The 25,388-nt window shown below is 35.3% G+C and carries 14 protein-coding genes, 2 tRNA genes and 2 rRNA genes; 5 read left to right on the plus strand and 13 right to left on the minus strand.

The features are described from left to right. Positions 1-5 precede the first annotated feature (5 nt). The 6 genes from OZP08_RS14560 to OZP08_RS14585 form a co-directional block, all read right to left on the minus strand. Positions 6-2,889: ribosomal RNA gene (locus OZP08_RS14560) — 23S ribosomal RNA — on the minus strand. 142 nt (positions 2,890-3,031) lie between these two features. After that, positions 3,032-3,105: transfer RNA gene (locus OZP08_RS14565), tRNA-Ala, on the minus strand. A 150-nt stretch (positions 3,106-3,255) separates the two neighbouring features. Then, positions 3,256-3,329: transfer RNA gene (locus OZP08_RS14570), tRNA-Ile, on the minus strand. A 130-nt stretch (positions 3,330-3,459) separates the two neighbouring features. Then, positions 3,460-4,973, minus strand: a 16S ribosomal RNA gene (locus tag OZP08_RS14575). The 16S and 23S rRNA genes sit together here with 2 tRNA genes alongside, the layout of an rRNA operon. Positions 4,974-5,953: 980 nt before the next feature. Then, positions 5,954-12,850: a S8 family serine peptidase gene (locus tag OZP08_RS14580; protein WP_281322187.1), complete on the minus strand. Its 6,897-nt coding sequence runs from the start codon at positions 12,848-12,850 to the stop codon at positions 5,954-5,956. Positions 12,851-13,252: 402 nt separating this feature from the next. After that, on the minus strand, positions 13,253-13,927 hold the full coding sequence (locus OZP08_RS14585) for a DUF4294 domain-containing protein (protein WP_268846816.1): 675 nt from the start codon (positions 13,925-13,927) through the stop codon (positions 13,253-13,255). Positions 13,928-14,009: 82 nt separating this feature from the next. On the opposite strand from OZP08_RS14585, the gene OZP08_RS14590 reads away from it, so the two are divergent. From OZP08_RS14590 to OZP08_RS14605, 4 genes are all read left to right on the plus strand, one after another. Then, on the plus strand, positions 14,010-15,098 hold the full coding sequence (locus tag OZP08_RS14590; protein ID WP_281322188.1) for a M42 family metallopeptidase: 1,089 nt from the start codon (positions 14,010-14,012) through the stop codon (positions 15,096-15,098). A gap of 236 nt (positions 15,099-15,334) precedes the next feature. After that, on the plus strand, positions 15,335-16,687 hold the full coding sequence (locus tag OZP08_RS14595) for a cytochrome ubiquinol oxidase subunit I (protein WP_268846817.1): 1,353 nt from the start codon (positions 15,335-15,337) through the stop codon (positions 16,685-16,687). 10 nt (positions 16,688-16,697) lie between these two features. Beyond that, a complete protein-coding gene (gene cydB, locus OZP08_RS14600) occupies positions 16,698-17,735 on the plus strand; it encodes a cytochrome d ubiquinol oxidase subunit II (RefSeq protein WP_281322189.1) in 1,038 nt (345 codons plus the stop codon). Positions 17,736-17,769: 34 nt separating this feature from the next. After that, positions 17,770-18,366: a DUF2238 domain-containing protein gene (locus tag OZP08_RS14605; protein ID WP_268846818.1), complete on the plus strand. Its 597-nt coding sequence runs from the start codon at positions 17,770-17,772 to the stop codon at positions 18,364-18,366. A 111-nt stretch (positions 18,367-18,477) separates the two neighbouring features. Here OZP08_RS14605 and OZP08_RS14610 read toward each other — a convergent pair whose 3' ends face one another. Continuing rightward, positions 18,478-19,014 carry a hypothetical protein gene (locus tag OZP08_RS14610; protein WP_268846819.1) on the minus strand — a complete coding sequence of 179 codons (537 nt, stop codon included), beginning with the start codon at positions 19,012-19,014 and terminating at the stop codon, positions 18,478-18,480. Positions 19,015-19,616: 602 nt separating this feature from the next. Between OZP08_RS14610 and OZP08_RS14615 the strand changes: the two genes are divergently transcribed. After that, positions 19,617-20,159: an SRPBCC family protein gene (locus OZP08_RS14615; protein WP_281322190.1), complete on the plus strand. Its 543-nt coding sequence runs from the start codon at positions 19,617-19,619 to the stop codon at positions 20,157-20,159. A gap of 108 nt (positions 20,160-20,267) precedes the next feature. On the opposite strand, the gene OZP08_RS14620 is transcribed toward OZP08_RS14615, so the two are convergent. The 6 genes from OZP08_RS14620 to OZP08_RS14645 form a co-directional block, all read right to left on the minus strand. Further along, a complete protein-coding gene (locus tag OZP08_RS14620; RefSeq protein WP_268846822.1) occupies positions 20,268-20,648 on the minus strand; it encodes an ankyrin repeat domain-containing protein in 381 nt (126 codons plus the stop codon). A gap of 516 nt (positions 20,649-21,164) precedes the next feature. After that, entirely contained in the window at positions 21,165-22,118 is a 954-nt protein-coding gene (locus OZP08_RS14625) for a phosphoribosylaminoimidazolesuccinocarboxamide synthase (protein WP_268846823.1), read from the minus strand. A 148-nt stretch (positions 22,119-22,266) separates the two neighbouring features. Next, entirely contained in the window at positions 22,267-22,851 is a 585-nt protein-coding gene (locus tag OZP08_RS14630) for a hypothetical protein (protein ID WP_281322191.1), read from the minus strand. A 19-nt stretch (positions 22,852-22,870) separates the two neighbouring features. Further along, positions 22,871-23,692: a Cof-type HAD-IIB family hydrolase gene (locus OZP08_RS14635; RefSeq protein ID WP_268846826.1), complete on the minus strand. Its 822-nt coding sequence runs from the start codon at positions 23,690-23,692 to the stop codon at positions 22,871-22,873. Positions 23,693-23,995: 303 nt separating this feature from the next. Beyond that, on the minus strand, positions 23,996-24,949 hold the full coding sequence (locus OZP08_RS14640; protein ID WP_268846827.1) for a PhoH family protein: 954 nt from the start codon (positions 24,947-24,949) through the stop codon (positions 23,996-23,998). A 147-nt stretch (positions 24,950-25,096) separates the two neighbouring features. Next, positions 25,097-25,369 (minus strand): hypothetical protein, encoded by a 273-nt coding sequence (locus OZP08_RS14645; protein ID WP_268846828.1) that lies wholly within the window; start codon positions 25,367-25,369, stop codon positions 25,097-25,099. Between the last annotated feature and the right edge of the window lie 19 nt (positions 25,370-25,388).

Genomic DNA, 25,388 nt, shown 5'->3' on the forward strand with positions numbered 1-25,388 from the left:
AGGATGTACATAAGCTTACGGGTTATTAGTACTACTCGACTATGACATTACTGCCTTTACATCTATAGCCTATCAACGTGGTCATCTTCCACGACCCTTAAAAGAAATCTCATCTTGTGGTGGGTTTCGCGCTTATATGCTTTCAGCGCTTATCCCTTCCAAACGTAGCTACTCTGCGGTGCCCCTGGCGGGACAACAGATACACTAGAGGTTTGTCCAATTCGGTCCTCTCGTACTAGAATCAGATCCACTCAAATTTCTAACGCCCACAGTAGATAGAGACCGAACTGTCTCACGACGTTCTGAACCCAGCTCGCGTGCCACTTTAATGGGCGAACAGCCCAACCCTTGGGACCTTCTCCAGCCCCAGGATGTGACGAGCCGACATCGAGGTGCCAAACCCCCCCGTCGATATGAGCTCTTGGGGGAGATCAGCCTGTTATCCCCGGCGTACCTTTTATCCTTTGAGCGATGGCCCTTCCATGCGGAACCACCGGATCACTATGCTCTACTTTCGTACCTGATCGACCTGTATGTCTCTCAGTCAAGCTCCCTTATGCCATTGCACTCTACGCACGGTTACCAAGCGTACTGAGGGAACCTTTAGAAGCCTCCGTTACTCTTTTGGAGGCGACCACCCCAGTCAAACTACCCACCAAGCAATGTCCCCCACAATATGGGGTTAGGCCTCAGATAAACAAAGGGTTGTATTTCAACAATGACTCCACAACGCCTGGCGACGCCACTTCAAAGTCTCCAACCTATCCTACACATCATTTATCCAAGGTCAATACTAAGCTATAGTAAAGGTGCACAGGGTCTTTTCGTCCCACTGCGGGTAAACGGCATCTTCACCGTTACTACAATTTCACCGAGCTCATGGCTGAGACAGTGTCCAGATCGTTACACCATTCGTGCAGGTCGGAACTTACCCGACAAGGAATTTCGCTACCTTAGGACCGTTATAGTTACGGCCGCCGTTTACTGGGGCTTCAATTCAATGCTTCTCCGAAGATAACATCTCCTCTTAACCTTCCAGCACCGGGCAGGTGTCAGGCCCTATACTTCATCTTACGATTTTGCAGAGCCCTGTGTTTTTGATAAACAGTCGCCTGGACCTCTTCACTGCGGCCCCGATTACTCGGGGCGACCCTTCTCCCGAAGTTACGGGTCTATTTTGCCTAATTCCTTAGCCATGAATCTCTCGAGCACCTTAGGATTCTCTCCTCGACTACCTGTGTCGGTTTACGGTACGGGTACTTATTACCTGAAGTTTAGAGGTTTTTCTTGGAAGCCCTTAGGCGCACTATCTCTTTGTCCGAAGACTCCGAGTACTATCGTATTTCCCCAAGCCGCGTGGATTTGCCTGCGCAGCTTATAGGTAGGTACTTCAACGAACTATTCCGTCAGTTCGCGGCGCTTTCATCACTCCGTCACCCCATCACAGTAATAACTAGTACGGGAATATTAACCCGTTGGCCATCGACTGTCCCTTTCGGGTTCGCCTTAGGTCCCGACTAACCCACAGCTGATTAGCATAGCTGTGGAAACCTTAGTCTTTCGGTGTGCGGGTTTCTCGCCCGCATTATCGTTACTTATGCCTACATTTTCTTTTCTAACCAGTCCAGCATACCTTACGATACACCTTCAACCCTGTTAGAATGCTCCCCTACCACTTACAGTAAACTGTAAATCCATAGCTTCGGTAATATGTTTATGCCCGATTATTATCCATGCTCGTCCGCTCGACTAGTGAGCTGTTACGCACTCTTTAAATGAATGGCTGCTTCCAAGCCAACATCCTAGCTGTCTGGGCAGACAAACCTCGTTCTTTCAACTTAACATATATTTGGGGACCTTAGCTGATGGTCTGGGTTCTTTCCCTCTCGGACTTGGACCTTAGCACCCAAGCCCTCACTGCACGGAAACATTATATAGCATTCGGAGTTTGTCAGGAATTGGTAGGCGGTGAAGCCCCCGCATCCAATCAGTAGCTCTACCTCTATATAACTTTACGCCGTGCGCTGCACCTAAATGCATTTCGGGGAGTACGAGCTATTTCCGAGTTTGATTGGCCTTTCACCCCTACCCACAGGTCATCCGAAGACTTTTCAACGTCAACCGGTTCGGTCCTCCACTGTGTGTTACCACAGCTTCAACCTGCCCATGGGTAGATCACACGGTTTCGCGTCTAACACTACTGACTAAAGCGCCCTATTCAGACTCGCTTTCGCTACGGATCCATGGCTTAACCACTTATCCTTGCCAGCAACGTTAACTCGTAGGCTCATTATGCAAAAGGCACGCCGTCACCCAACGAATGGGCTCCGACCGCTTGTAAGCGTATGGTTTCAGGATCTATTTCACTCCGTTATTCACGGTTCTTTTCACCTTTCCCTCACGGTACTGGTTCACTATCGGTCTCTCAGGAGTATTTAGCCTTAGCGGATGGTCCCGCCAAATTCAGACAGGGTTTCACGTGCCCCGCCCTACTCAGGATACCACTATCCTTTACACTCATTACCCATACGGGACTATCACCCTCTTTGGTTCTACTTTCCAGTAGATTCCGGTTCTTTGTGCAAGAAATATCGTGGTCCTACAACCCCAACATTGCCGTAACAACATTGGTTTGGGCTAATCCGCGTTCGCTCGCCACTACTTACGGAATCACTTTTGTTTTCTTCTCCTCCGCCTACTTAGATGTTTCAGTTCAGCGGGTTTGCCCACCTATCGGTGTACTATGTCTTCAACATAGTGGGTTGCCCCATTCGGGTATCTACGGATCGAATCGTGTGTGCCGATCCCCGTAGCTTTTCGCAGCTTATCACGCCCTTCATCGCCTCTGAGAGCCTAGGCATCCCCCATACGCCCTTATTTTGCTTATTGTACCAATCATAAAATCAATTATGACCGTTTTGTTTCGTTTTACTTAAATAAATCAAGTAAAACTGCTTTCTACTTTTTATTATTTCTTATCTCAATATGTCAATGAACTTTATTGGCTTTTAGCCATAAGCTTTCGCTCTTGTGGAGAATAACGGAGTCGAACCGTTGACCTCCTGCGTGCAAGGCAGGCGCTCTAGCCAGCTGAGCTAATCCCCCAATTTTAGTTATGAGTTATTAGTTATGAGTTATGAATCACAGCTCATAAGGTCTCAACCCTAGAATTTCCTTTTATTAAGTATTTTTCAGTTTTTTTTTTAAATCTTAAATCTAAAATCTTCATTCTTAAATCTAAAATCTCAAATTTTGTAGTCCCGGGCAGACTCGAACTGCCGACCCCTACATTATCAGTGTAGTACTCTAACCAGCTGAGCTACGAGACTCTGTTTTTACTTAATTCTTATTCTTTTTTTTTAAATTAACAGCAAGAGTAATAAAACGTCCACATTCGTTCCCAAATAGTCCTTTTCGTCTTCTTTCTCCAGCGTGCTTGCGCTAACACTGAAGCTCTAGAAAGGAGGTGTTCCAGCCGCACCTTCCGGTACGGCTACCTTGTTACGACTTAGCCCTAGTTACCAGTTTTACCCTAGGCAGCTCCTTGCGGTCACCGACTTCAGGCACCCCCAGCTTCCATGGCTTGACGGGCGGTGTGTACAAGGCCCGGGAACGTATTCACCGGATCATGGCTGATATCCGATTACTAGCGATTCCAGCTTCACGGAGTCGAGTTGCAGACTCCGATCCGAACTGTGACCGGTTTTATAGATTCGCTCCCCCTCGCGAGGTGGCTGCTCTCTGTACCGGCCATTGTAGCACGTGTGTAGCCCAAGGCGTAAGGGCCGTGATGATTTGACGTCATCCCCACCTTCCTCACAGTTTGCACTGGCAGTCTCGTTAGAGTTCCCGACATGACTCGCTGGCAACTAACAACAGGGGTTGCGCTCGTTATAGGACTTAACCTGACACCTCACGGCACGAGCTGACGACAACCATGCAGCACCTTGTAAATTGTCTTGCGAAAGATCTGTTTCCAAATCGGTCAATCTACATTTAAGCCTTGGTAAGGTTCCTCGCGTATCATCGAATTAAACCACATGCTCCACCGCTTGTGCGGGCCCCCGTCAATTCCTTTGAGTTTCATTCTTGCGAACGTACTCCCCAGGTGGGATACTTATCACTTTCGCTTAGCCACTGAACTTGCGCCCAACAGCTAGTATCCATCGTTTACGGCGTGGACTACCAGGGTATCTAATCCTGTTCGCTACCCACGCTTTCGTCCATCAGCGTCAATCCATTAGTAGTAACCTGCCTTCGCAATTGGTATTCCATGTAATCTCTAAGCATTTCACCGCTACACTACATATTCTAGTTACTTCCTAATAATTCAAGTCTAGCAGTATCAATGGCCGTTCCACCGTTGAGCGATGGGCTTTCACCACTGACTTACTAAACCGCCTACGGACCCTTTAAACCCAATGATTCCGGATAACGCTTGGATCCTCCGTATTACCGCGGCTGCTGGCACGGAGTTAGCCGATCCTTATTCTTACAGTACCGTCAAGCTCCTACACGTAGGAGTGTTTCTTCCTGTACAAAAGCAGTTTACAATCCATAGGACCGTCATCCTGCACGCGGCATGGCTGGATCAGGCTTGCGCCCATTGTCCAATATTCCTCACTGCTGCCTCCCGTAGGAGTCTGGTCCGTGTCTCAGTACCAGTGTGGGGGATCTCCCTCTCAGGACCCCTACCCATCGTAGCCTTGGTAAGCCGTTACCTTACCAACTAGCTAATGGGACGCATGCTCATCTTTCACCGTTGTGACTTTAATTAAAAATCGATGCCGATCTTTAATACTATGAGGTATTAATCCAAATTTCTCTGGGCTATCCCTCTGTGAAAGGTAGATTGCATACGCGTTACGCACCCGTGCGCCGGTCTCTTGGTCCGAAAACCAATACCCCTCGACTTGCATGTGTTAAGCCTGCCGCTAGCGTTCATCCTGAGCCAGGATCAAACTCTTCATCGTATATTGTTTGAGATTTAAATCTCTTTATTTATTTGACTGAAGGTCTAGTGGTTTTATTCAAATCTTTCGATTCTATTACTCTTATTTCTTTTGTCTCGATTAATCGAGACGGCTGTCAATTCAATATGTCTAGGAACGTATCTTAATTCTTTCTAAGATTCACATCTCAGTGTGAGTCCGTGTTTCGCGCTTTTCGTTGTTTCTCAAAGCGGGTGCAAAACTAGCAATTCTTTTTTTAACCGGCAAGAAAAATTTGAAGTTTTTTTTCGAAATCTTTATCTCGATTTCTTCTCTTTCTCTATCCAGTCTCTCAAGGAACGTTGCGCATTTTGCGGGGTGCAAAAGTAAACATCATTTTTAATTCTCGCAAGCTTTTTGAAATCTTTTTTGAAAATTTTTTTCAAACTTAATTTCTTTTTCTTGCCAGTCTCTCTATGAACGTCTGCGTTGTTGCGGGTGCAAAAGTAGACCTTTTATTCACTTAAACAATACTTTTTCTAACCTTTTTTTAACCTTATCCTAAAGTTTTTTTCAACACTTTGGTTTTGCGATATTTACATTTCTTCTTTTTTTACGTTTCTTTCGGTTTGGCTCTCCATATGGGGTGGATTTAGGCGTTTTGCACCTTTTTTAGTGGCAAATTGGGGATATCGGCATTCAAATTGCAGACGGATACAACCAATTTGATTATACCAAAACACCTATTTATACAGATTCTCACCTCAAAACCGTCTCTCCTATATATAAGGTATATGTTTTTATACACTCCTAATTACATAATACACCTTATATATAGAAGAATCTCTCTTATGAAAGACCTATGCCCTAGCCCCGATAGTAGTGGAAATCCTTATTGCCCGGCGTTCGAGCAACAAGATTGAAACGAAAAGCGGGATGAAGCTTCTAATTAGAGAAATGGTTATATAAAAAAACTGCCTGAAGATATCTTCAGGCAGTTAAAAACAATTTTATAAGTCTTCTTATTCAACAATTAATTTTTGAGTTGATGTTTTACCATCTTGCTCTACTTTTATAATATAAACTCCTTTTGGTAAATTAGGAAGATTTAGTTCTTTATTTACTGTTTGTAAAGAAAGAACCTTCTTGCCTGAGATATCAGATATTCTGATGTTCTTAATACTATTAGATGGAGTTATTATATTTACTTTTTGATCTTTTACTGGATTTGGGTAAATAACAAAACCATCTACTATATTATCAACTATTCCTAAACTACAAGTCGTACTCGAAACATTTACTGTACGCGTAACAGAAGATTCATTGTTTAATGCATCTTTTGCTGTATATGTAAGAGTGTATTGACCTGGCGTATTTACATCAACAGTACCCGAAGTTACAACTCCTGCAACAATATCTGCATTTAAATTATCTTTGGCAGTAACTCCTGCTTCTGCATAAACACATCCTTTATTAAGAGAAACTACTGCATCTCCTAAAAGGGTAATTGTTGGTTTTGCTCTTTCGATTGTTACTGTCCAGTTGTTGATAGCTCCGTTTTGAGCAAGAACATTATAGCCAACAGGCGCAGTATAGTTTAATGCAGTCTCTCCACTATTCTGAAGATATGTTCCTATACGTAATGTAGCAAAATCAGACACTTGGAAAGCTGGAACCAATGTACTTAAATTGGCATTATTATCTACATACGTTTTTACCGTTTTTGCAACTGCATCTATAACACTTGTTCCAATTTGGTTAGAAACTGAGTAAGTCTTAATATTTGCCTCAGAATTTTTAGCATTTAACGTAATCATGTAGTTTGTTTGAGAAAGTTTATTTTCTGAAACTACTGTAACCATATAACTATTTGAATAATCTGATGTAATAGTTCTTGAATTTAACTGTTTTACACCGTCGATGAAAAGCTCAGCTCCAGGGGAAACAACAAAATCAGCTCTCAAATTTGTAACATCAAATCCGTATGGAAGCACTTTAGTTGCATTACTTCCAACAATTTCAGTATTAATTTCCTGCATCAATCCAGGATTCCATGCTGTTTTAAAATCATAAGAAATCAATTTACTTTCATTACTCAAACCAGTAAGTACTTTGACAGTATAGGTTTCTGTAATACCTGTATTAAAACCAACTCCTTCTACTGTAAGGGTAACTGGGTTTGTATAATCATTCGAGGTAACTCCACTTACTTGTGTTACTCCTCCTATTTTTGCTATACTATTCATTCCTGCTGAAAAATTAGCTACTGCTGTAGTTACATCAGCTCCGTCATTCAATAATACAGTATAGGTTTTTGTATTAGCATCATAAGTCGATGATAATTGGTTTACGAAATCTAACTTTTGCAGTAAAACCGGAACATTCCAAAATTTACCTTCCCCTAATCCATTAGTATTCGCATTTGTTACTACTGCTGTATTATCATTTGATGATGTATCGTATACAAATTGTTTATCTCCTTCGGTAAAAGAATAATAAGCTAATAATCCAGCTTCATTCCCTACATATTTTGTCATCGCATTATTAGCAATTGTTGCTTGATCGCGAACACCTGACCAAATACGAACTTCATCTATATTTCCGTTCAAACCGCGAGCCAAACCGGCATTATTACCAATATATGCAGGAGCTGTTGTATTATCAACTGCAGCACCAGCTGTACCTGTAGCTGTATAAGGAACTGCTACCCCATCAATATAAATAGTATAAACATTAGCCGCATCTACTGTAAATGCTACATGATGCCATTTGTTTTGCTTAATCGAATTTAATCCCGTATTCATAACATACGAACCCGTTGCTGTTGTAATAGAAAATACAAGACTATTTTCTTTATAAAGTGACAAGCTATTATTGTTATGTATATAAACTAAGACTTTACTCTTATCAAGAATCCTAGCAAATGTTGATGGTTTCTTTTGATTAACCCATGCCTCAAAAGTATAATTGTTGGTAAGTCCTAATGCTGGAGTTATATCAGTTTTTATAAAATCATCTACACCATCAAAAGTTCCGGTTACATTTGTAGCATAATTTGCCGCATGTGAGAACATTACTGCTTTTGAATCATTTGTTGCATCTGTATCCCCTACCAATTTAGTATAAACCTCGATATTATAATCGCCTGGAGCACTTAAATCTGCTTTTGCAGTAAAAGAAAATGAAGCCGTTGCTCCTGCAGCAATAGATGCAGTAACAGTTTCAACTACTTCTGTTCCTCCATTAATTTTATAAGCAATAGGGAAGTTAGAAATTGCTGCATTCGAATAATTACGAACAGTCGCACTAATAGTTACTGGCTTCATTCCTAGTTTTACTGGAGACGAAATTTTATCTACACTTGCATCAGCAACTGTAAATGGCAATACATTAACTGTATACTCTTCAATTTCAAAATCCTGTCTTGAAGTTGTCAATCCGTCAATTGTTGGACCAAGATTCACATTATAATATTCATTAGGTGAACGGAACATGTGTATAACACGCATTAATTTCTCACCAGCAGTTGTATTAGCCGGAATAGTCAATCCTCCCGCTAGAGTAAAATTATTTCTAAAATAATGCGTACTTGTTGTTGATGGAATTGCTGGTGCTGGAGAAGAAATTACAGTATTTACCCAAAAATTACCTGCATAGAACTCGTCTGTTAAATTACCATCTCCATTCAAATCAATAACCATCATTGTAAATACACCTGCATCTTTTGCAGTTTGATCTCTTGTAATAGGTGCTTCAGGTTTTATTATTGTAACCTCTGGCTGATATGTAAATCCTGCATATACCGGTATTTTTATACTCTTAAAATCTGAATATGCCGAAGCTCCAGAAGTATTTACAACATCGTTCCATTTTAATTTAGAAATACCATAACCATTGGCATTAGCATGAACTGGCAATTCATTTTTATTATATACCGTTTTTTCTTTTGTGTCATTAGCAACGTTATCATCTGCTACATCAACACCTGTTTTAATTGTATAAGTAGCATTTACAGTAGATAAATCCGCTTTGGTTGCAAAAGTAAAATTCACAGTTGTATATGCTGCAATAGTTGGCACAACATCAGTAACTTTTGTACCTCCATTCACTTGATAAAATACTGGATAATTTGTCAAAGCTACCGGTCCCAAATTACTAACTCGAATAGTTACATCATTGGTAGCTGTCTTTTTTCCGATAGTTTCCGGAGTGGTTATAGACGCTATCGCAGCATCGTTTACAACTGGTTTTGCTACACAAGAAATCTGAGCAACCCAACCTGGCTCATTCACTTCACTGTCCGAAGTAAATTTAAATGTTAACTCTCCATTAGCCGCTGTAGAAGTAAATGATGGAGGCAATGTGTTTCCAGTATACATCCCTACTAATGGTGAGGATGCTGTTGGTCCGTTATAGATATACAAATAATCATAATCTTCTTCGACCTCAAAAGCTGAGAAATCAACATTTACACTACTACCAACTGTAGCAGGTTTGAAAGTCATTGTTTGTGTAAGTTTATCTGAATAATTTGCAAAACGAGTTCCGCTATCAGTAAATGCCGCTGAACAAGTTACTAAAGATGCTGCTGAGCCCATTAAGACATCAGATCCTGCATTAATAACCATTTTTTCAATAGTATTATTTTTAGCATCTACATCATCTGCATGATTTACACTACCAACTACTGTATAAACTCCTGGAGCAGAAAAATCCGCTTTTTGTGTGAAATTATAAGTTGCTTCACTCAATGGGTTAATAGGTCCTGCAATCGTTTCAACAACTTCTGTTCCCCCATTAATTTTATAAGAAACCGGAATGTTACTAATAGCTACTGGTGAATTATTATACACTGTTGCTGTTACTGTTTCTGTAGCAGTAAGAGCCGCATTAGGCGTTAATGAAGACAATGTCAAATCTGTTGCTGTTGCTTCAAAAAACTCAACATTATCAACAAAAACTGAACTGTACACATTTTCATTACTAACCACTATAAAATCATTATCCATAACAGCCTCAAAAGTTACATTGAATGAAGTTCCCGCATAAGCAGATAAATCATATATCAACTCTGTTTCACCTGTTAATTCAGCTCCACCATAAACTCCCAAACTCTCATGGCTATTTACTGGTGTTCCATTCACTAAAACCCTAAAAAAGTTTTTATTAGCTGCTCCAACACTACTCCAAAGTAAATTAAATTTCATTCTGATGGCTTTCCCTGCAAGACTTGTTGCATCTATATCACAAAATGACATTTTTTTAATATAATCTGGATTATTAGTAAACGCGTTTGTAGTATTACTTGCAACCCAAGAAGATGAAGACGCAACACCTGATCCTTCCATTTTTACTCCATCTAACAATTCAGGAGAAATATACTCATATTTGATAGTTCCTGTTGTTCCTTTAGAGAATACATAATTCGTTGCTTTTCTTTCGTTGAAATTTTCTTTGAAAGGCAAGCTTAATGCGTTCAAAACTGGTGCTGAAACCGGATCTACATTTATTGCCGAAACTCTTTCTGAAACTATACCCGATGCAATATCGATAGCACGAACTGTGAACCAATTGTCATCACTTACAGTAAGATTATCAAAAGTATAAGTAGGGTCTGTAACTGTAGCTACAACATCAAACTTATATCCATTCATTTTCATTACTTCATATTTTGCTCCAACAATAGGATCCCAATCCATTTTATAAGATGAGACACCACACGCAGCTGGTGCTATAACTAAATTTTTAGGCTCTGACATAATTGCAAATGTTTCTTTAGAAACATCTACTTTACTTCCTGCACTAATTCTGATTTTAGAGTTTACAGCTAACCCTGAAGGTACTTTCCATGCAAAATTTCTTGCCGCTGACGGAACATCTTTTGCAATTAATTTATAATTTACCCCTCCGTCTTCTGAATACTCTATAGTAAATGTTTTTTCAACTCCTTCATAATCCCAACGGATATATTCTGTTGAATCAGTATTGAATTTTTCTCCACCAATTGGATACGTTAAACTCAATTCTGGAGCTACATAATCATAAACAACCGAAAACTCTTGACTATTTAATGGAACTTTTGTACCTGTAACAACAATTTTATAAGTTCCTGCAGCAGGATTGTCTAAAGTTACTTGTTCTATATTATTCAAATTATCTACTCCTCTTGTAGCATTTGCATTTGGCAAAGTAGGATTTAATATCCAAGGAAGTGTAGTCGTATTATCTTTTACTATTTTAATATCTAAATCATTCACCTGAATAGATCTTGCTCCCGGTGTTGCTCCAATATCAGTATAAGCAAGCATTACTTTTAATGATACTAAACCTGCTGGAACCACAATTTCTTTTTCGTAAGTTGCTCCATTAGCAACTGATGCTGAATAGAACATTTTCTTATCTAAAACTTTAATTGCTCTTATGCCATTTAAGTTTCCAAATCCATATTTATAATCTGGACCAGGATTACCAGCATCTTTAGCTGTATTGGCCACCAAAGCTTTCATCAAAGATGCCAAAGGTTTTGCATTATAAATATTTTTATATCTTTCATACAACAAAGCTATTGTCCCTGTTGTTCCTGGTGTTGCCATAGAAGTTCCACTCATAATTTGATAGGAATTGCTATAGTCTAATGAATAAACATTTGTACCAACTGCAGCAATTTGTGGTACCAAACGCCCATCTATTGTTGGTCCAAAACTACTGTAAGTGCTTATTAAATCATTAGGGTCATTTGCAGCAACGTGCAATGCATTTTTTGAGTTCTTTGTAGAGGTATTAAATCCTCCTGGGTATGCCGTTTGTGCATTACCATTAGAATACACATTCAAAAGATATGGATACTTTACTGTAACATCATCATCACCACGATCACCTGCACCATACCTACCTGTATTATACCCTGAAGCAAGGTTTACCCCATACGAGTTTGAAGTAAGCTCTACTCCATCATTTTTTGCTGCAAGATCTCTTTCAGCATAAACTGGTAAACCATTAGACTGTGTATTAAAATTCCAACCATACATAAGTACTTCAGGAGCCATACCTTTTGCTCTTGGATCTAATAATCCTGCGCCACCAATAGTTCCTGAAACGTGTTCACCATGAGAAGAGTTCGATTCATATTCTCTATTCACAACTCTACCGGTATGATCTTTATGTTTTTCTAGGTTACCATCCCAAATACCAACTTTAACTCCTTTCCCTGTCAAACCATATCCATATCCTGGAATAACTGAGTTAAGTACGTTTGCTTTATGAGAAGTTGTCCCAGGAAGATTATCGCTTTCTACTGGAGCTGGAATTAATTCGATATTTTGTACCCAGTTTAATTTAGCAATTTCTTCTAGTTTATCTTTAGAAACCTGAACATAAACCTCATTAAAAGACTCATTATTTTTTATATCTTTTACATATAAACTGGTCAAATCTTTAGAAATTGTATTGCTGTCAACTCCTTTGAAATAGGTCACTACAACTTTTACTGTAGTAGTACCATTCATAGCATAATCTGGGATTGCTCCCTCTGCAATAGCAGGATCCAATTTAAACTTTGGATCAATAGTTATTTTTGTTCTGATATTACCAGAAACACTTCCTCTGGCATAAAATTGAGAACTAACAGAAGCGTAATAAGCATTATTAGATAAATAGCTTAACAAGGTTATTCCTTGTTTTTTCAAACTTTGCTGTTCATCTAGAGAGGGAATTTTTGTAAATTGTAACAAGGTATATTCCGTTTTGGAACCTTGCTTACTTACAGTTTTTTTAAGCTCTTCAACCTGCCGCTTAAAATTAGCAGTAGTAGTAATTTTGTTTCCATTTACAGAAACAGAAAAATCATTTTGTGATTCATTTTGCGACCATGCGGAAATCGCAAAAAGAATCACAATAAAATTGAGTAATCCTTTTTTCATTTGTAATTTTTTGGTTAATTAACAGTTAATAAGGAAGTAAACCTACTAATTAAACCATAACAAACAAATTATAAGAACTTTTTTTTTGTTAAATAATTAACACAAAAGCTAATTTTGTTCTAAATATATAACAAAACACTGGGTTTGTCGCCTAAAAAAAATTTTTCAATAAAATTTCATCAAATATAAAAATGAAAGAAAATTCATCTAAAAAATATATTTATAAAAATGCTAAAAACATTTTTTCATAACCCCAACAATCTAAAAACTTAACTGATTTAACTCAAAAATAATATAGAATACTAATTAATGATTTTTGATCTATATTTTTCCATAAAAAAAGAGGCAACTATCCTTAAGATAATTGCCTCTTTTATAAACTAAAAAGTAGAAACGAATTTTCTAATTTGTCTTATTTGCTTTTTCTGACCAAGAATCAGATAACTTGTCATAATCTATAGGCTGAGCTGCCTCCTGTTTTCTCAATCGGCCGGATTCAAATCCTCTGACCAATATTGTCTCTATTAAATAATCTTCATTAACTTCGAATGGCTGATACTTTAACTTTAAATCTATATCAAACATACTCGCCGTAGTATTGGACCAAAATGCCTTCCAGCCACTTTTCAAATTCTTTATTAATTCATAGGTTGTACTTCCGGTTTGCCTGTCAATTAACTTAACTAAGATTTGTCCTTGCTTTTTGGAGAGTTTTTTTAATTTGGCTTCGAATTCATTACTTAAGTAGTCTTCAACAATTTTAAAATATCTTTTTTTGTCTTTGTTATTAGTAAACTTTTGCATGCCTCTATTTAACGCAGTTAATCTTTCTGCGGCAACTCTGGCATAAGGGTAAGTAACATAAACTCTTTTTTGTAGCAACAAAAACTGTTTCTTATCTTCATCGCTCATTTTATGTCTTTCAATTACTATTTCTGGTAAGGCAATAGTATCACCAAATATGGTGTCTGCTTCTGTTAGCACATACCCCATTTGTACGGTGTCTTTTTTTATTTCTTGAGCTTGAATTGCGAATGATGCAAAAAGAAAGAATACAGTAATTTTAAAAAGCTTCATATTAGAATAATTTTAGCACAAAATTATACATTATATATGCAACTCTAAAGACAAATTTCTAATTTAGCGAAAAAATAATTTTATGAGTTCAGATTCAATATTAAAAGCAACTTCTATTGCCTTTTTAGAAAAATACTTAAACAACGCCTCCCCTACTGGTTTTGAAGCCGAAGGTCAAAAACTATGGATTGAATATCTAAAACCTTATGTTGATACCTTTATTACGGATACTTACGGGACTGCTGTAGGTGTTATTAATCCAGACGCTCCTTATAAAGTTGTTATAGAAGGACATGCTGATGAAATATCTTGGTATGTTAATTATATTACAGACGAAGGAATGGTTTATGTTATTAGAAATGGTGGATCTGATCATCAAATTGCACCTTCAAAACGTGTTAACATTCATACTAAAAAAGGTATTGTTAAAGGTGTTTTTGGATGGCCTGCTATACATACTCGAAACAGAGACAAGGAAGAGAATCCAAAAATCAGTAATATTTTTATTGATTTAGGATGTGAAACCAAAGAACAGGTAGAAAATATGGGGGTTCATGTAGGATGCGTTATTACTTATCCTGATGATTTTATGATTTTGAACGAAAACAAATTCGTTTGTCGTGCCATAGATAATCGAATAGGTGGTTTCATGATTGCGGAAGTAGCTCGTTTATTGCATGAAAATAATATTAAACTACCATTTGGATTATACATTACCAACTCTGTTCAGGAAGAAGTAGGCTTGAGAGGTGCTGAAATGATTACACAAACTATCAAACCAAATGCAGCTATTGTCACTGATGTTTGCCACGACTCTACTACTCCTATGATTGAAAAGAAAATTGAAGGTGACACTAAAATTGGTAAAGGTCCTGTGGTTACTTATGCTCCTGCGGTTCAGAATAATTTAAGAGAATTAATCTTGGATACAGCTGTTGAAAAAAATATACCATTCCAGCGATTGGCTTCTTCACGAGTTACCGGTACTGATACTGATGCTTTTGCCTACAGTAATGGCGGTGTCGCTTCGGCTCTAATTTCGCTCCCATTGCGATATATGCATACAACGGTCGAAATGGTACACCGTGATGATGTAGAAAACGTGATTAAACTAATTTATGAAACGTTACTCAAAATTGAAAACAACGAAACCTTTTCATATTTCAAATAAAAAGCAAAAAGCATCATTTTTATAATGGTGCTTTTTTTTTGAATATATTCTCTTGAAAAAATCAAACTTAAATCCCAAATTGGAAATCTATTATAATTTCATTTACAAAAGCAAAACCTTATTCATTAATAATTAACACGTTACATTAAATATCAGTAAAATCGACTAATAATGTCAGATTAGTCATGTTTCTATTGTAAATTTACGCGTGCTTTTTAAATAAAAAATTAGTTATCATGGATGTTGAAATACTTGCCCGTATACAATTTGCCTTTACTATTGCCTTTCATTATATCTACCCCCCACTAAGTATTGGTATCGGGTTAATAATGGTAATTATGGAGGGACTTTATATTAAAACCGGAAATAAAGACTATGAAATTTTGACTCGGTTTTGGATTAAAATATTCGCCTTAACTTTTGGAATTGGTGTTGCTACCGGAATTATAATGGAGTTTGAATTTGGAACCAATTGGGCTGTGTACTCAAGATATGTTGGCGATATTTTTGGAAGTGCATTAGCTGCAGAAGGATTATTTGCATTTGGCTTAGAGAGTACTTTTCTTGGAATATTACTTTTTGGGTGGAACCGTGTAAAACCTTGGGTACATTTTGTATCTGCTTTAGGTGTGTTCTTAGGTTCTATGTTCTCTGCTGTTTGGATTGTAGTTGCAAATTCCTGGCAACAAACTCCCGCGGGTTATCATATTATTGGTACAGGGTTAAATGCCCGTGCAGAAGTAACTGATTTTTGGGCAATGGTTTTCAATCCCTCAAGTCTAGATAGAATAATTCATACTTGGCAAGGAGCCATTTTAGCAGGCGCATTTTTGGTTTTAAGCGTGCATGCCTATTATATTAGAAAAGGACGTTATGTTGAAATATCTAAAAAAGCTTTCAAAATTGCTTTAGTTGTAGCCACCATTTTTTCACTTACCCAATTACTTTCAGGGCACAGTACTGCAGATGGAGTTGCGGTTAATCAACCAGCAAAACTCGCTACCATGGAAGGTCATTTTGAAAAAAACAAACCTGCCGATTTATATCTTATGGGTTGGGTAGATAAAGAAAATCAAAAAGTTACTGGTATTGGCATTCCTGGCGGATTATCGTTCTTAGTCCATAATGATTTTGATGCTCCCATAAAAGGATTAAATAATTTTCCTGTTGAAGACAGACCAAGTCAAATAAATGCAGTTTTTCAGTTTTATCACATTATGGTTGCCATAGGAATGGCATTGATAGGTCTTACATTATATACCAGTTTTTTATGGTGGCGAGGAAAACTATTTGATACCAAATGGCTCTTATGGATTTTCTCATTTACTGTCATTTTGCCTCAAATTGCCAATCAAGTAGGATGGTTTACTGCCGAAATGGGAAGACAACCTTGGGTCGTTTATGGACAATTAAGAACCAGCGACGCTTTTTCTCAAGAAGTTGCCTCCAATCAAATCGTTTTTTCATTGGTTATGTTTACAGTAGTTTACTCCCTATTACTGGCATTATTTTTATACACGGTCAATAAAAAAATAAAACATGGACCTTATGACGAGTCAAAAACAACGGTAACATTCAAATCCTTTTAATCTTTATACTATGGAAACTTTTTTAGGAATTGATTACCCTACATTATGGTATTTAGTAATCGGATTATTATTCTCGGGTTATGCTATTTTAGAAGGCTTTGATTTTGGTGCAGGTGCATGGCACTTATTTTTCAGAAAAGATTTAAGCCGAAGGATTGCAATAAACGCAATCGCTCCCGTTTGGGATGCCAATCAAGTTTGGCTAATTATTGGTGGTGGAGCATTATTTGCAGGATTTCCTGTAATGTATGCAACAATGCTATCTGCAATGTATGTTCCCTTTATGCTCTTTTTAATGTTAAATGTACTTCGGGCAGCTGCCATTAAATTTAGAAGTGTCGAAGAAATGACATGGTGGAGAAAAAGCTGGGATATAATCTACAGTATTTCAAGTATTTCCATCGCTTTTTTATTGGGTGTTGTTTTAGCTAATATCCTACAGGGCTTTGCTTTAGGACCTAATTTTAGTTATAAAGGTGGAGTGTTTTTTTCTTTCTTAAATCCATATGCCATTATGGTTGGATTTACAACATTATCTATTTTTATGACTCAAGGCGCTATCTATCTTTTATTAAAAACTGAAGGGCGATTACACGCTAGACTAACATTCTTGCTTAAAAATGGAATGATATTTTTTATCATAAGCTTTGGAATTACCACGCTTTATACTTTAGTTTTTATTCCTGAAGTAACTGCCAATTTCAGAGCCAATCCTCTTTATTTTGTTGTTCCCATAATATCCTTTTTGGCTGTAGCCAATGTTCCCCGATTGGTTTCAAAAAAGAGATACATGCTGGCATTAGTTTTCTCGTCATTAACAATGGCCTTTTTGCTTATACTCGTTGCTTTGCAATTGTATCCAACGCTTTTGATTTCAACAATAGATCCCAAGTACAGCGTAACGATTTATAATGCGGCTTCCTCACAAAAATCATTGGGTATAATGCTGACTATTGTTGTTATTGGAGCACCATTATTAGCTGCCTATTTTTTCTTTTTATACCGAACATTCAATGGAAAAGTAAAACTTGATGACACCAGTTATTAAGTCAAATCAAGATTAACAAACCATACTATTAAACATGAAATACATATCTGTCTTACTAATAGCATTTGCTATAACTTTTCTTTGGTCAATAATAAATCCTAAGGAAGGTTTTACTTGTTTTCTGGAAATTATTCCGGCAATAATTGGCTTTTTAATCTTAGTCTTTACTTACAATCGTTTTCGATTTACCAATTTTACATATACTTTGATTTTGATTCATTGTATCATTCTTTTCATTGGTGGACATTACACCTATGCAGAAGTTCCTTTTTTTGATTATATCAGAGAGATATTTCATCAAAGCAGAAATAATTATGATAAGGTTGGTCATTTTATGCAAGGCTTTGTACCATCAATGATTATCAGAGAACTATTTGTTCGAAAAAATGTAATTGCAAATCAGAGCTTTTTCAATTTTATAATCGTTTCAATATGTTTAGCAATTAGTGCTGCTTATGAATGGATTGAATGGTGGGTTTCTATTTCTACCGGAGAAGGTGGAGATGCATTTTTAGGAACACAAGGATATGTTTGGGATACTCAATCCGATATGCTGTTTGCTACGATCGGGGCCATTGTCGCTTTATTACTATTTTCAAAAGTACAAGACAATCAGCTTATAAAAATATAGAGGATTATAATACACACAAAAAAAAAAGCATCATTATCTTCTTTATAATGGTGCTTTTTTTTGGTACTCCTTTACCTCTCCTGATTTATATGCGTCTTGTATCATTTAGCATTACTTCATTCCAACATAAGTTTTAGAATTGAATTTGCTTAACATCATAGAATTACTATTTATTATTTTAAAATCCAATGGACTGGTTTCGTTAGACTCATTATTCTCAGTAATCAATTCAAGTTCAGCGATTTCATCCTCTATACTTCTTCCTGTATAAATGGTATAATCTTCACTAGAAGTATTAAATTCAGTAATTAAATCTGATTGTACTATTACTTCTTTCATTGATTCCTCCAAGGCATTAAACTCCATTTCATCAGTATTTGTATACTCAATTATTTTATCATCTTCACTGATAACTTCCTTAACAGTTTTTCTGTTATCATATCTAATAACTGTATCAGGATTAAACGTTTCTGTATCGGCTTTTAGATATGGTTTTACAACTTTTCCTGGTTCATTTGATTCTAATACTATATCTGAATCAGATAAAACATTTCCTTGGTAGATTAGATCGCTTTTTACATTCGATGCATTACAAACATTAGATAAAGTTACTAATGTGATTCCTAAAACTAAGATTGAATTTTTCATGATAATTGATTTTTTGATTGTTGTTTGATTGCTGTTTTTTAAATGAATATTAAAATCATATAATAATATCCTATACAAATATACTGATAAAAAAAAGTATTATGTTTTACATAGTACTAAAATTTAACATTACATTAACTTTTTAAGCCAATTTACTGGGGTTTTTGAAAAGCAAAAAATAAACATAAACCGTAAACATTATGCAATAAATGAATAACCTTATAACATTACAGTCGTTTAAGACTTTACTCTATTGTCATGGAAAATTAAATCCATGCCATAAATAATTAATCATGTCCGTTCGTGATTAATTACAATTCCCTTACTTCTAGTCTTCAATTATGTTTACGTTCAACTCACATTATTAAGACTTACATTTCTATCAATTCTTTGGTTTACAACTACTATTTTTTATTTTTAATCTATAAGCTACTTACAAAACAAAATCATATTTATCTGTAAATTAATACGTTAATTAAGAATAGGCTTTATTGAAAAGATTTACTTTGAATAAAATTTTATACCTTTATATTGAAACCTAAAAATTATTTTTTGAAGAATAAAATAAATTTGATTAATTACAAATTCTTAAATTTAAACTTATGAAAGTCATCAAAAAAATTCTGTTTGGTTTGTTAGGAATCATTGCTTTTTTATTGTTGCTTGGACTATTTCTTCCTAAAAAATATACTGTAGAAAGAGAAATAATAATAGACTCACCAAAAGACAGTGTATTTAGCTATGTCAAATATTTAAAAAATCAAGATGATTTTAGTGTTTGGGCAAAAATGGATCCTGAAATGAAAAAAAAATTTACTGGAACCGATGGAACTGTTGGGGCAATTTCAGCTTGGGACAGTAAGGATAAAAATGTTGGAATTGGCGAACAAGAGATTACAAAAATAAAAGAAGGTGAACGAATTGATTTTGAGCTCCGCTTTAAAGTTCCATTTGAGTCTACAGACAATGCCTTTATGATAACTAAAGGTATTTCATCAAGCCAAACTAAAGTAATATGGGGATTTTGTGGCAATATGCCCTACCCTATGAATTTGATGTTACCTATTATGAATATGGAAGAAATGCTGGGCAAAGATTTAGAAAACGGGCTTAAAAACCTAAAATTTAACTTAGAGGAAAAATAATTAATTAACTTTCAAGATAACATCATCTTTATAGAAATCATCTTAGCAAATGAGTACAGAGAATAAAAAAAGGCATCATTTTTAAAATTGATGCCTTTTTTATTTGTTTTATGATTCTCTCAGAATTTGAGCTGCCTCTCTTGCGTTGGATAATTCGGCATATTTTAATGCTGTAAATCCATTTTCATCTTTATCATTAACATTTGCTCCTTTTGAAATTAGAATTCTAATTATATCTACTTTATTATAACGAGCTGCTATCATTAACGGACTCATCCCGTTTGATTTTTCATTTACATCAGCACCATATTCAATAAATTTTTTGACTACCTCAATATCTCCTTTGCTTATAGCAATACCAAGCGGAGTTAAACCAGTATAAAGTTTAACTATGCTTTTGTTATTAGACAATGACTCTGAATTTGATGCAAATGAAACATTTGCAAAAGCTATTAAAGCTACACCTAAATAAATGATTGATTTTTTCATAATGATTGATTTTGATTGATTGTATATATTTAATTAATTGTTCATGATTTGATTGATGATTTTTATTTTATACAAATTTTATGCAAATATATTGCTAAAAAAGGTATTATGCTTAATACAGTACGAAATTTAATATTTAATTAACTTTATCAATGTATATACTGACAAAATACTGTCTTTAAAAGAATAAATCTTAGCAAAACAGTAATTAACACTAAACAATAAGAACATCTATTTAAAATTAAAAAACTAAAAACAGTTAAATTAATAGACTCAAAACTTGCAGTTTTGTAACAGTACTTAACAAAACTTTAACTATTAAAAGTAAATTCAATACAACACAAAAATCTATTTAGAAATTTAATTTCTTAAAAAGCACATAAAATAAGACTTCACAGACTATTCTAATTAAATTACTAGTTATTAATCGTTTATGAATTTGATTAAAAAAAATCCGCAATTCATAATCATGAATTGCGGATTAACTAAACATCCGTAGATTGAATATTATTTGAATTATCTCTTAGCCAAATATGCCAAAACATTTTTTTCAATACGCTCATTAATATTTGAAATGTCAGCTTTTACAAACTTTTCACCAAGAATATTTTCATATAATTCTATATATCTTTCTGAAACTGATTCAATGTATTCATCAGTCATATTTGGTATTTGTTGTCCTTCTTGACCTTGAAAACCATTTTCTATCAACCAACGTCTTACAAATTCTTTTGACAATTGTTTTTGCTCTTCTCCTTTATCTTGTCTTTCCTGGTATCCTTCTGAATAAAAATAACGGGAAGAATCCGGAGTATGAATTTCATCAATCAAAACAATAACTCCTTCTTTTGTTTTACCAAACTCATATTTTGTATCTACCAATATCAAACCGCGATTAGCTGCAATTTCAGTTCCTCTTTGAAATAAAGCTCTTGTATATTTTTCTAACATCAAATAATCCTCTTCGCTAACAATACCTTTTGCCAAAATATCTTCTCTCGATATATCCGCATCGTGTTCTCCATTATCAGCTTTGGTAGTTGGTGTAATAATTGGTTCAGGGAATTTATCATTTTCTTTCAACCCTTCAGCCATTGTTACTCCGCAAAGTTGTCTTTTGCCTTGAGCATATTCACGAGCTGCGTGACCAGAAAGATATCCACGAATAACCATTTCTACTTTAAAAGGCTCACATAAATGTCCAACAGCAACACTTGGATCCGGAGTAGCAATCAACCAATTAGGAACAATATCCTGAGTCAATTCCATGAATTTTGTGGCAATTTGATTTAAAATCTGCCCTTTATATGGAATTCCTTTTGGTAAAACGACATCAAAAGCTGAAAGCCTATCTGTAGCAACCATCACTAAAAGATCATCATTTATATTGTAAACTTCTCTTACTTTTCCTCTATAAACTGATTTTTGATTCGGAAAATTAAAATTTGTAGTGGTAATTGTATTGCTCATTGGTAGTGTGTTGTGTTGTTAAATTTTGAATGCAAATTTAAAACTAATTAATAGAGAACGCAAGGAAATCCAAAAAAGGAAATCGATAATACAAGTATATGCAAATTGAATACTGTACAATATCATGTTCACAAGAAAAACAAATATATTATTTATAACCTAAAAGACCTTTTCCTGATGCCTTTATAGAAGATTTCAAAGTACTTATAGGTGTTTCTTGCAAGATTTTGACACACTGAACAGGAACTATATAAATTTTTCCATTGTCACTACCGTCTGAATTGGGGATAACTACAACGGCATTACCTTGTTCATCCTGCTCTGTCAAAAATCCTGGCCGCCAATAGTCTCCAAATTTTATTAAAGCAGGTAAATCTGTTTCTACCTTTGGCTCATTAATTAACTGCTTCTTAGCCATATCTTTATGCTTTTCATAACCTGGAATAATTTCTTTTAGTTTTAAATCAATTCCATCACTTATTCTTTTAAAAAAAGCTAACCTGACCAAATAACCACATATGTACACAAATATCAACAAAATCAATGCACCAATAAAATTAGCAGCATTAGGCCCCAATATTTGATCCAATCCTATCGCTTTTGCAATTCCACTACCAAACTTAGCAAAGTAGCCAAAAACTTTTTTTACTAACAATAATAAGATTAAAACTGGTAGTAAAAATAATATACCTGATATGCAATTCTCCTTAGATCTTTGAAAAAAATTATCCATAAGTGATTGGTTTTAAGTTCTATATTTTATCCATTAATTCTAATTTACTTGATAAATATTGGGCAACTCCTTCTTCTGCATTTGAAGCTATAATATCCAAATGAGGTAATTTATCTTTAAGACTATCTGGCGCATTACCCATTAGCAATCCTATTCCAGTTGCATTCAGCATTTTTTCATCATTAAAACCATCTCCAAAAGAGATCGCATCTTGAAAAGAATATCCTTCAAGCTCTAGAATCTTACCGATAGCCACACTTTTATCTACTGATTTATCCATAAATTCCAAACAAATAGGCAAACTAAAGGCATGATTAAATTCTTCGGAATGACCTTCCAGAATTCTATTCTTTAATTCAACTAATTTTTCGTGACTATCATGAGTAAAAAATAATTTTATAGCTGTAAAATCTTCTAAATCATCAAAATCAACCACTTCTGGGGGATATTTTAAATCCTTTTGAAAACTATTTATTTTTTTATTGACTTTTGAAGTCAACCAAACTTCCTCCTTAAACAATACTGTAGTGATTTCAGGATCAATATCTAGTGACAAAATCGATTTGATTGCTTCACTCTTTATATTGAAGGAATACAAAAGTTCTTTTTTTGGAGAATGAATTCTTGCTCCGTTTGAAGTCACTAAATAAATAGGTATTCCTAAATTTTCTACGATAGACATCGCATCTATATGATGACGCCCTGTAGCAACAATAATCAAATACTTTTGATGATGTAATTCTTGAAAGACCGATTTTGTATAATCAGATATACTATGATCTGAATTGAGCAAGGTTCCGTCTAGATCACTTATTACAACTTTTATTTTTTCTTTCAACATTTGTTATTTCAATTTCTTCGGGGAATTTATTTCAATTTCAATTATTAAGAAACTCTCTCTTTAATCTCATAGAAATAAAATTCATTTTTGAAGTGTATCCTAATTTCAACTCTTTCAAATTTATTGAATTTCAAAAAGATACACAAAAAATTACTCTCATATAAAATGCTTTTAACTTAATTATATAGATATCTTAACTTTCATTAGCTAAATAAATTAGTGAAGGATATTTTTAGATTTAAAACAGAAAAAGGAGAAACATCACAATTGAGTTTCTCCTTTTTTAAATTTAAATTAAAGAATTTAATAATCGTTATTTTCAATTTGCTTGTAAGCATCAATTACTTTTTTAACCAAACGATGACGCACAATATCTTTATCATCTAGATAAATAATACCAATTCCATCAATATCCTTCAAAACCAACAAGGCTTCTTTGAGTCCTGAAATCGTTCTTCTTGGCAAATCTACTTGACCTGGGTCACCAGTTATCATAAACTTGGCGCTTTTTCCCATACGGGTCAAAAACATTTTCATTTGTGAATGCGTTGTGTTTTGTGCTTCATCCAAAATCACAAAAGCATGATCCAAGGTTCTCCCACGCATGAAAGCCAAAGGTGCAATTTGAATAATTCCTTTTGAGATATAATCCTCTAACTTTTCATTGGGCAACATATCACGCAAGGCGTCATACAAAGGCTGCATATACGGATCTAGTTTTTCCTTCATATCACCTGGAAGAAAACCAAGATTCTCCCCTGCTTCTACAGCAGGACGAGTCAGAATAATGCGTTTAACCTGTTTCTCTTTTAATGCTTTTACAGCCATGGCTACACCCGTATAGGTTTTACCGGTTCCAGCTGGACCAACAGCAAAAACCATATCATTTTTGGCCATAGTATCAACCAACAATTGCTGGTTGGGAGTCATGGGTTTAATGATTTTTCCGCCTACACCATGAACCAAAATTTTATCATGTCCGTAAGCTTTGTTTTCGTCTTGGGAATCACTTAGAATAACTCTTTCGATTACATTGTCATCAATAGTGTTGTATCGTGTAAAATGTAACATCAAACGCTGAAAACGCTTTTCGAATTCGTCTAAAACTTCTTTATCACCAAATGCCTTAAGTGTTGTTCCTCTGGCGACAATTTTTAATTTTGGATAATACTTTTTTATAGACTCAAGATGAGAGTCTTGAGCGCCCCAAAAATCTTTTGGAGCAATGTCGATTAACTCGATGATTCTTTCGTTCAAAATAAGAAGTTTTTAAGTTAATTAATTTAGATAAAAATCAATTTTAATATTTACGCTGTGTCTCATTACACCACAGTTTTAAATTTCTAATTCGGTAAATAATACTAAAAAACATCTTTCTAGAAACGTAGTTTTTCTAGTTTTAAATTATACGTTAGCTAACAATTTTTTTAACATCGATTCATTTAATAAATCTGATACTTTAATGGCTAAAACATCACAGAGATCGTCTTCAGAAGTTGTTTCGGTCTCTTTTTCATTTGGCTCTTGAACTTTTGCAGTTTCAACGTTTTCTTTTTTAAGTTCATTTATTTTGTTAGAAAAACCTGTACAATTTATTTTTGGGTCTGGTGAGGGCTTCTGACTAAATGAATGTGTACTACAAAAGAAAAGAAATAAAATAAAAATAAACTTTGACATACATTTTGTTTTTAATTCA

This window comes from Flavobacterium aestivum (genome assembly GCF_026870175.2).
GTDB classification, from domain to species: domain Bacteria; phylum Bacteroidota; class Bacteroidia; order Flavobacteriales; family Flavobacteriaceae; genus Flavobacterium; species Flavobacterium aestivum.

Excerpts from the sequence above, each read along its gene's own strand:
- OZP08_RS14580 (WP_281322187.1), bottom strand. The coding sequence starts at position 12,850 with ATGAAAAAAGGATTACTCAATTTTATTGTGATTCTTTTTGCGATTTCC.
- OZP08_RS14585 (WP_268846816.1), bottom strand. The coding sequence starts at position 13,927 with ATGAAGCTTTTTAAAATTACTGTATTCTTTCTTTTTGCATCATTCGCA.
- OZP08_RS14590 (WP_281322188.1), top strand. The coding sequence starts at position 14,010 with ATGAGTTCAGATTCAATATTAAAAGCAACTTCTATTGCCTTTTTAGAA.
- OZP08_RS14595 (WP_268846817.1), top strand. The coding sequence starts at position 15,335 with ATGGATGTTGAAATACTTGCCCGTATACAATTTGCCTTTACTATTGCC.
- cydB (WP_281322189.1), top strand. The coding sequence starts at position 16,698 with ATGGAAACTTTTTTAGGAATTGATTACCCTACATTATGGTATTTAGTA.
- OZP08_RS14605 (WP_268846818.1), top strand. The coding sequence starts at position 17,770 with ATGAAATACATATCTGTCTTACTAATAGCATTTGCTATAACTTTTCTT.
- OZP08_RS14610 (WP_268846819.1), bottom strand. The coding sequence starts at position 19,014 with ATGAAAAATTCAATCTTAGTTTTAGGAATCACATTAGTAACTTTATCT.
- OZP08_RS14615 (WP_281322190.1), top strand. The coding sequence starts at position 19,617 with ATGAAAGTCATCAAAAAAATTCTGTTTGGTTTGTTAGGAATCATTGCT.
- OZP08_RS14620 (WP_268846822.1), bottom strand. The coding sequence starts at position 20,648 with ATGAAAAAATCAATCATTTATTTAGGTGTAGCTTTAATAGCTTTTGCA.
- OZP08_RS14625 (WP_268846823.1), bottom strand. The coding sequence starts at position 22,118 with ATGAGCAATACAATTACCACTACAAATTTTAATTTTCCGAATCAAAAA.
- OZP08_RS14630 (WP_281322191.1), bottom strand. The coding sequence starts at position 22,851 with ATGGATAATTTTTTTCAAAGATCTAAGGAGAATTGCATATCAGGTATA.
- OZP08_RS14635 (WP_268846826.1), bottom strand. The coding sequence starts at position 23,692 with ATGTTGAAAGAAAAAATAAAAGTTGTAATAAGTGATCTAGACGGAACC.
- OZP08_RS14645 (WP_268846828.1), bottom strand. The coding sequence starts at position 25,369 with ATGTCAAAGTTTATTTTTATTTTATTTCTTTTCTTTTGTAGTACACAT.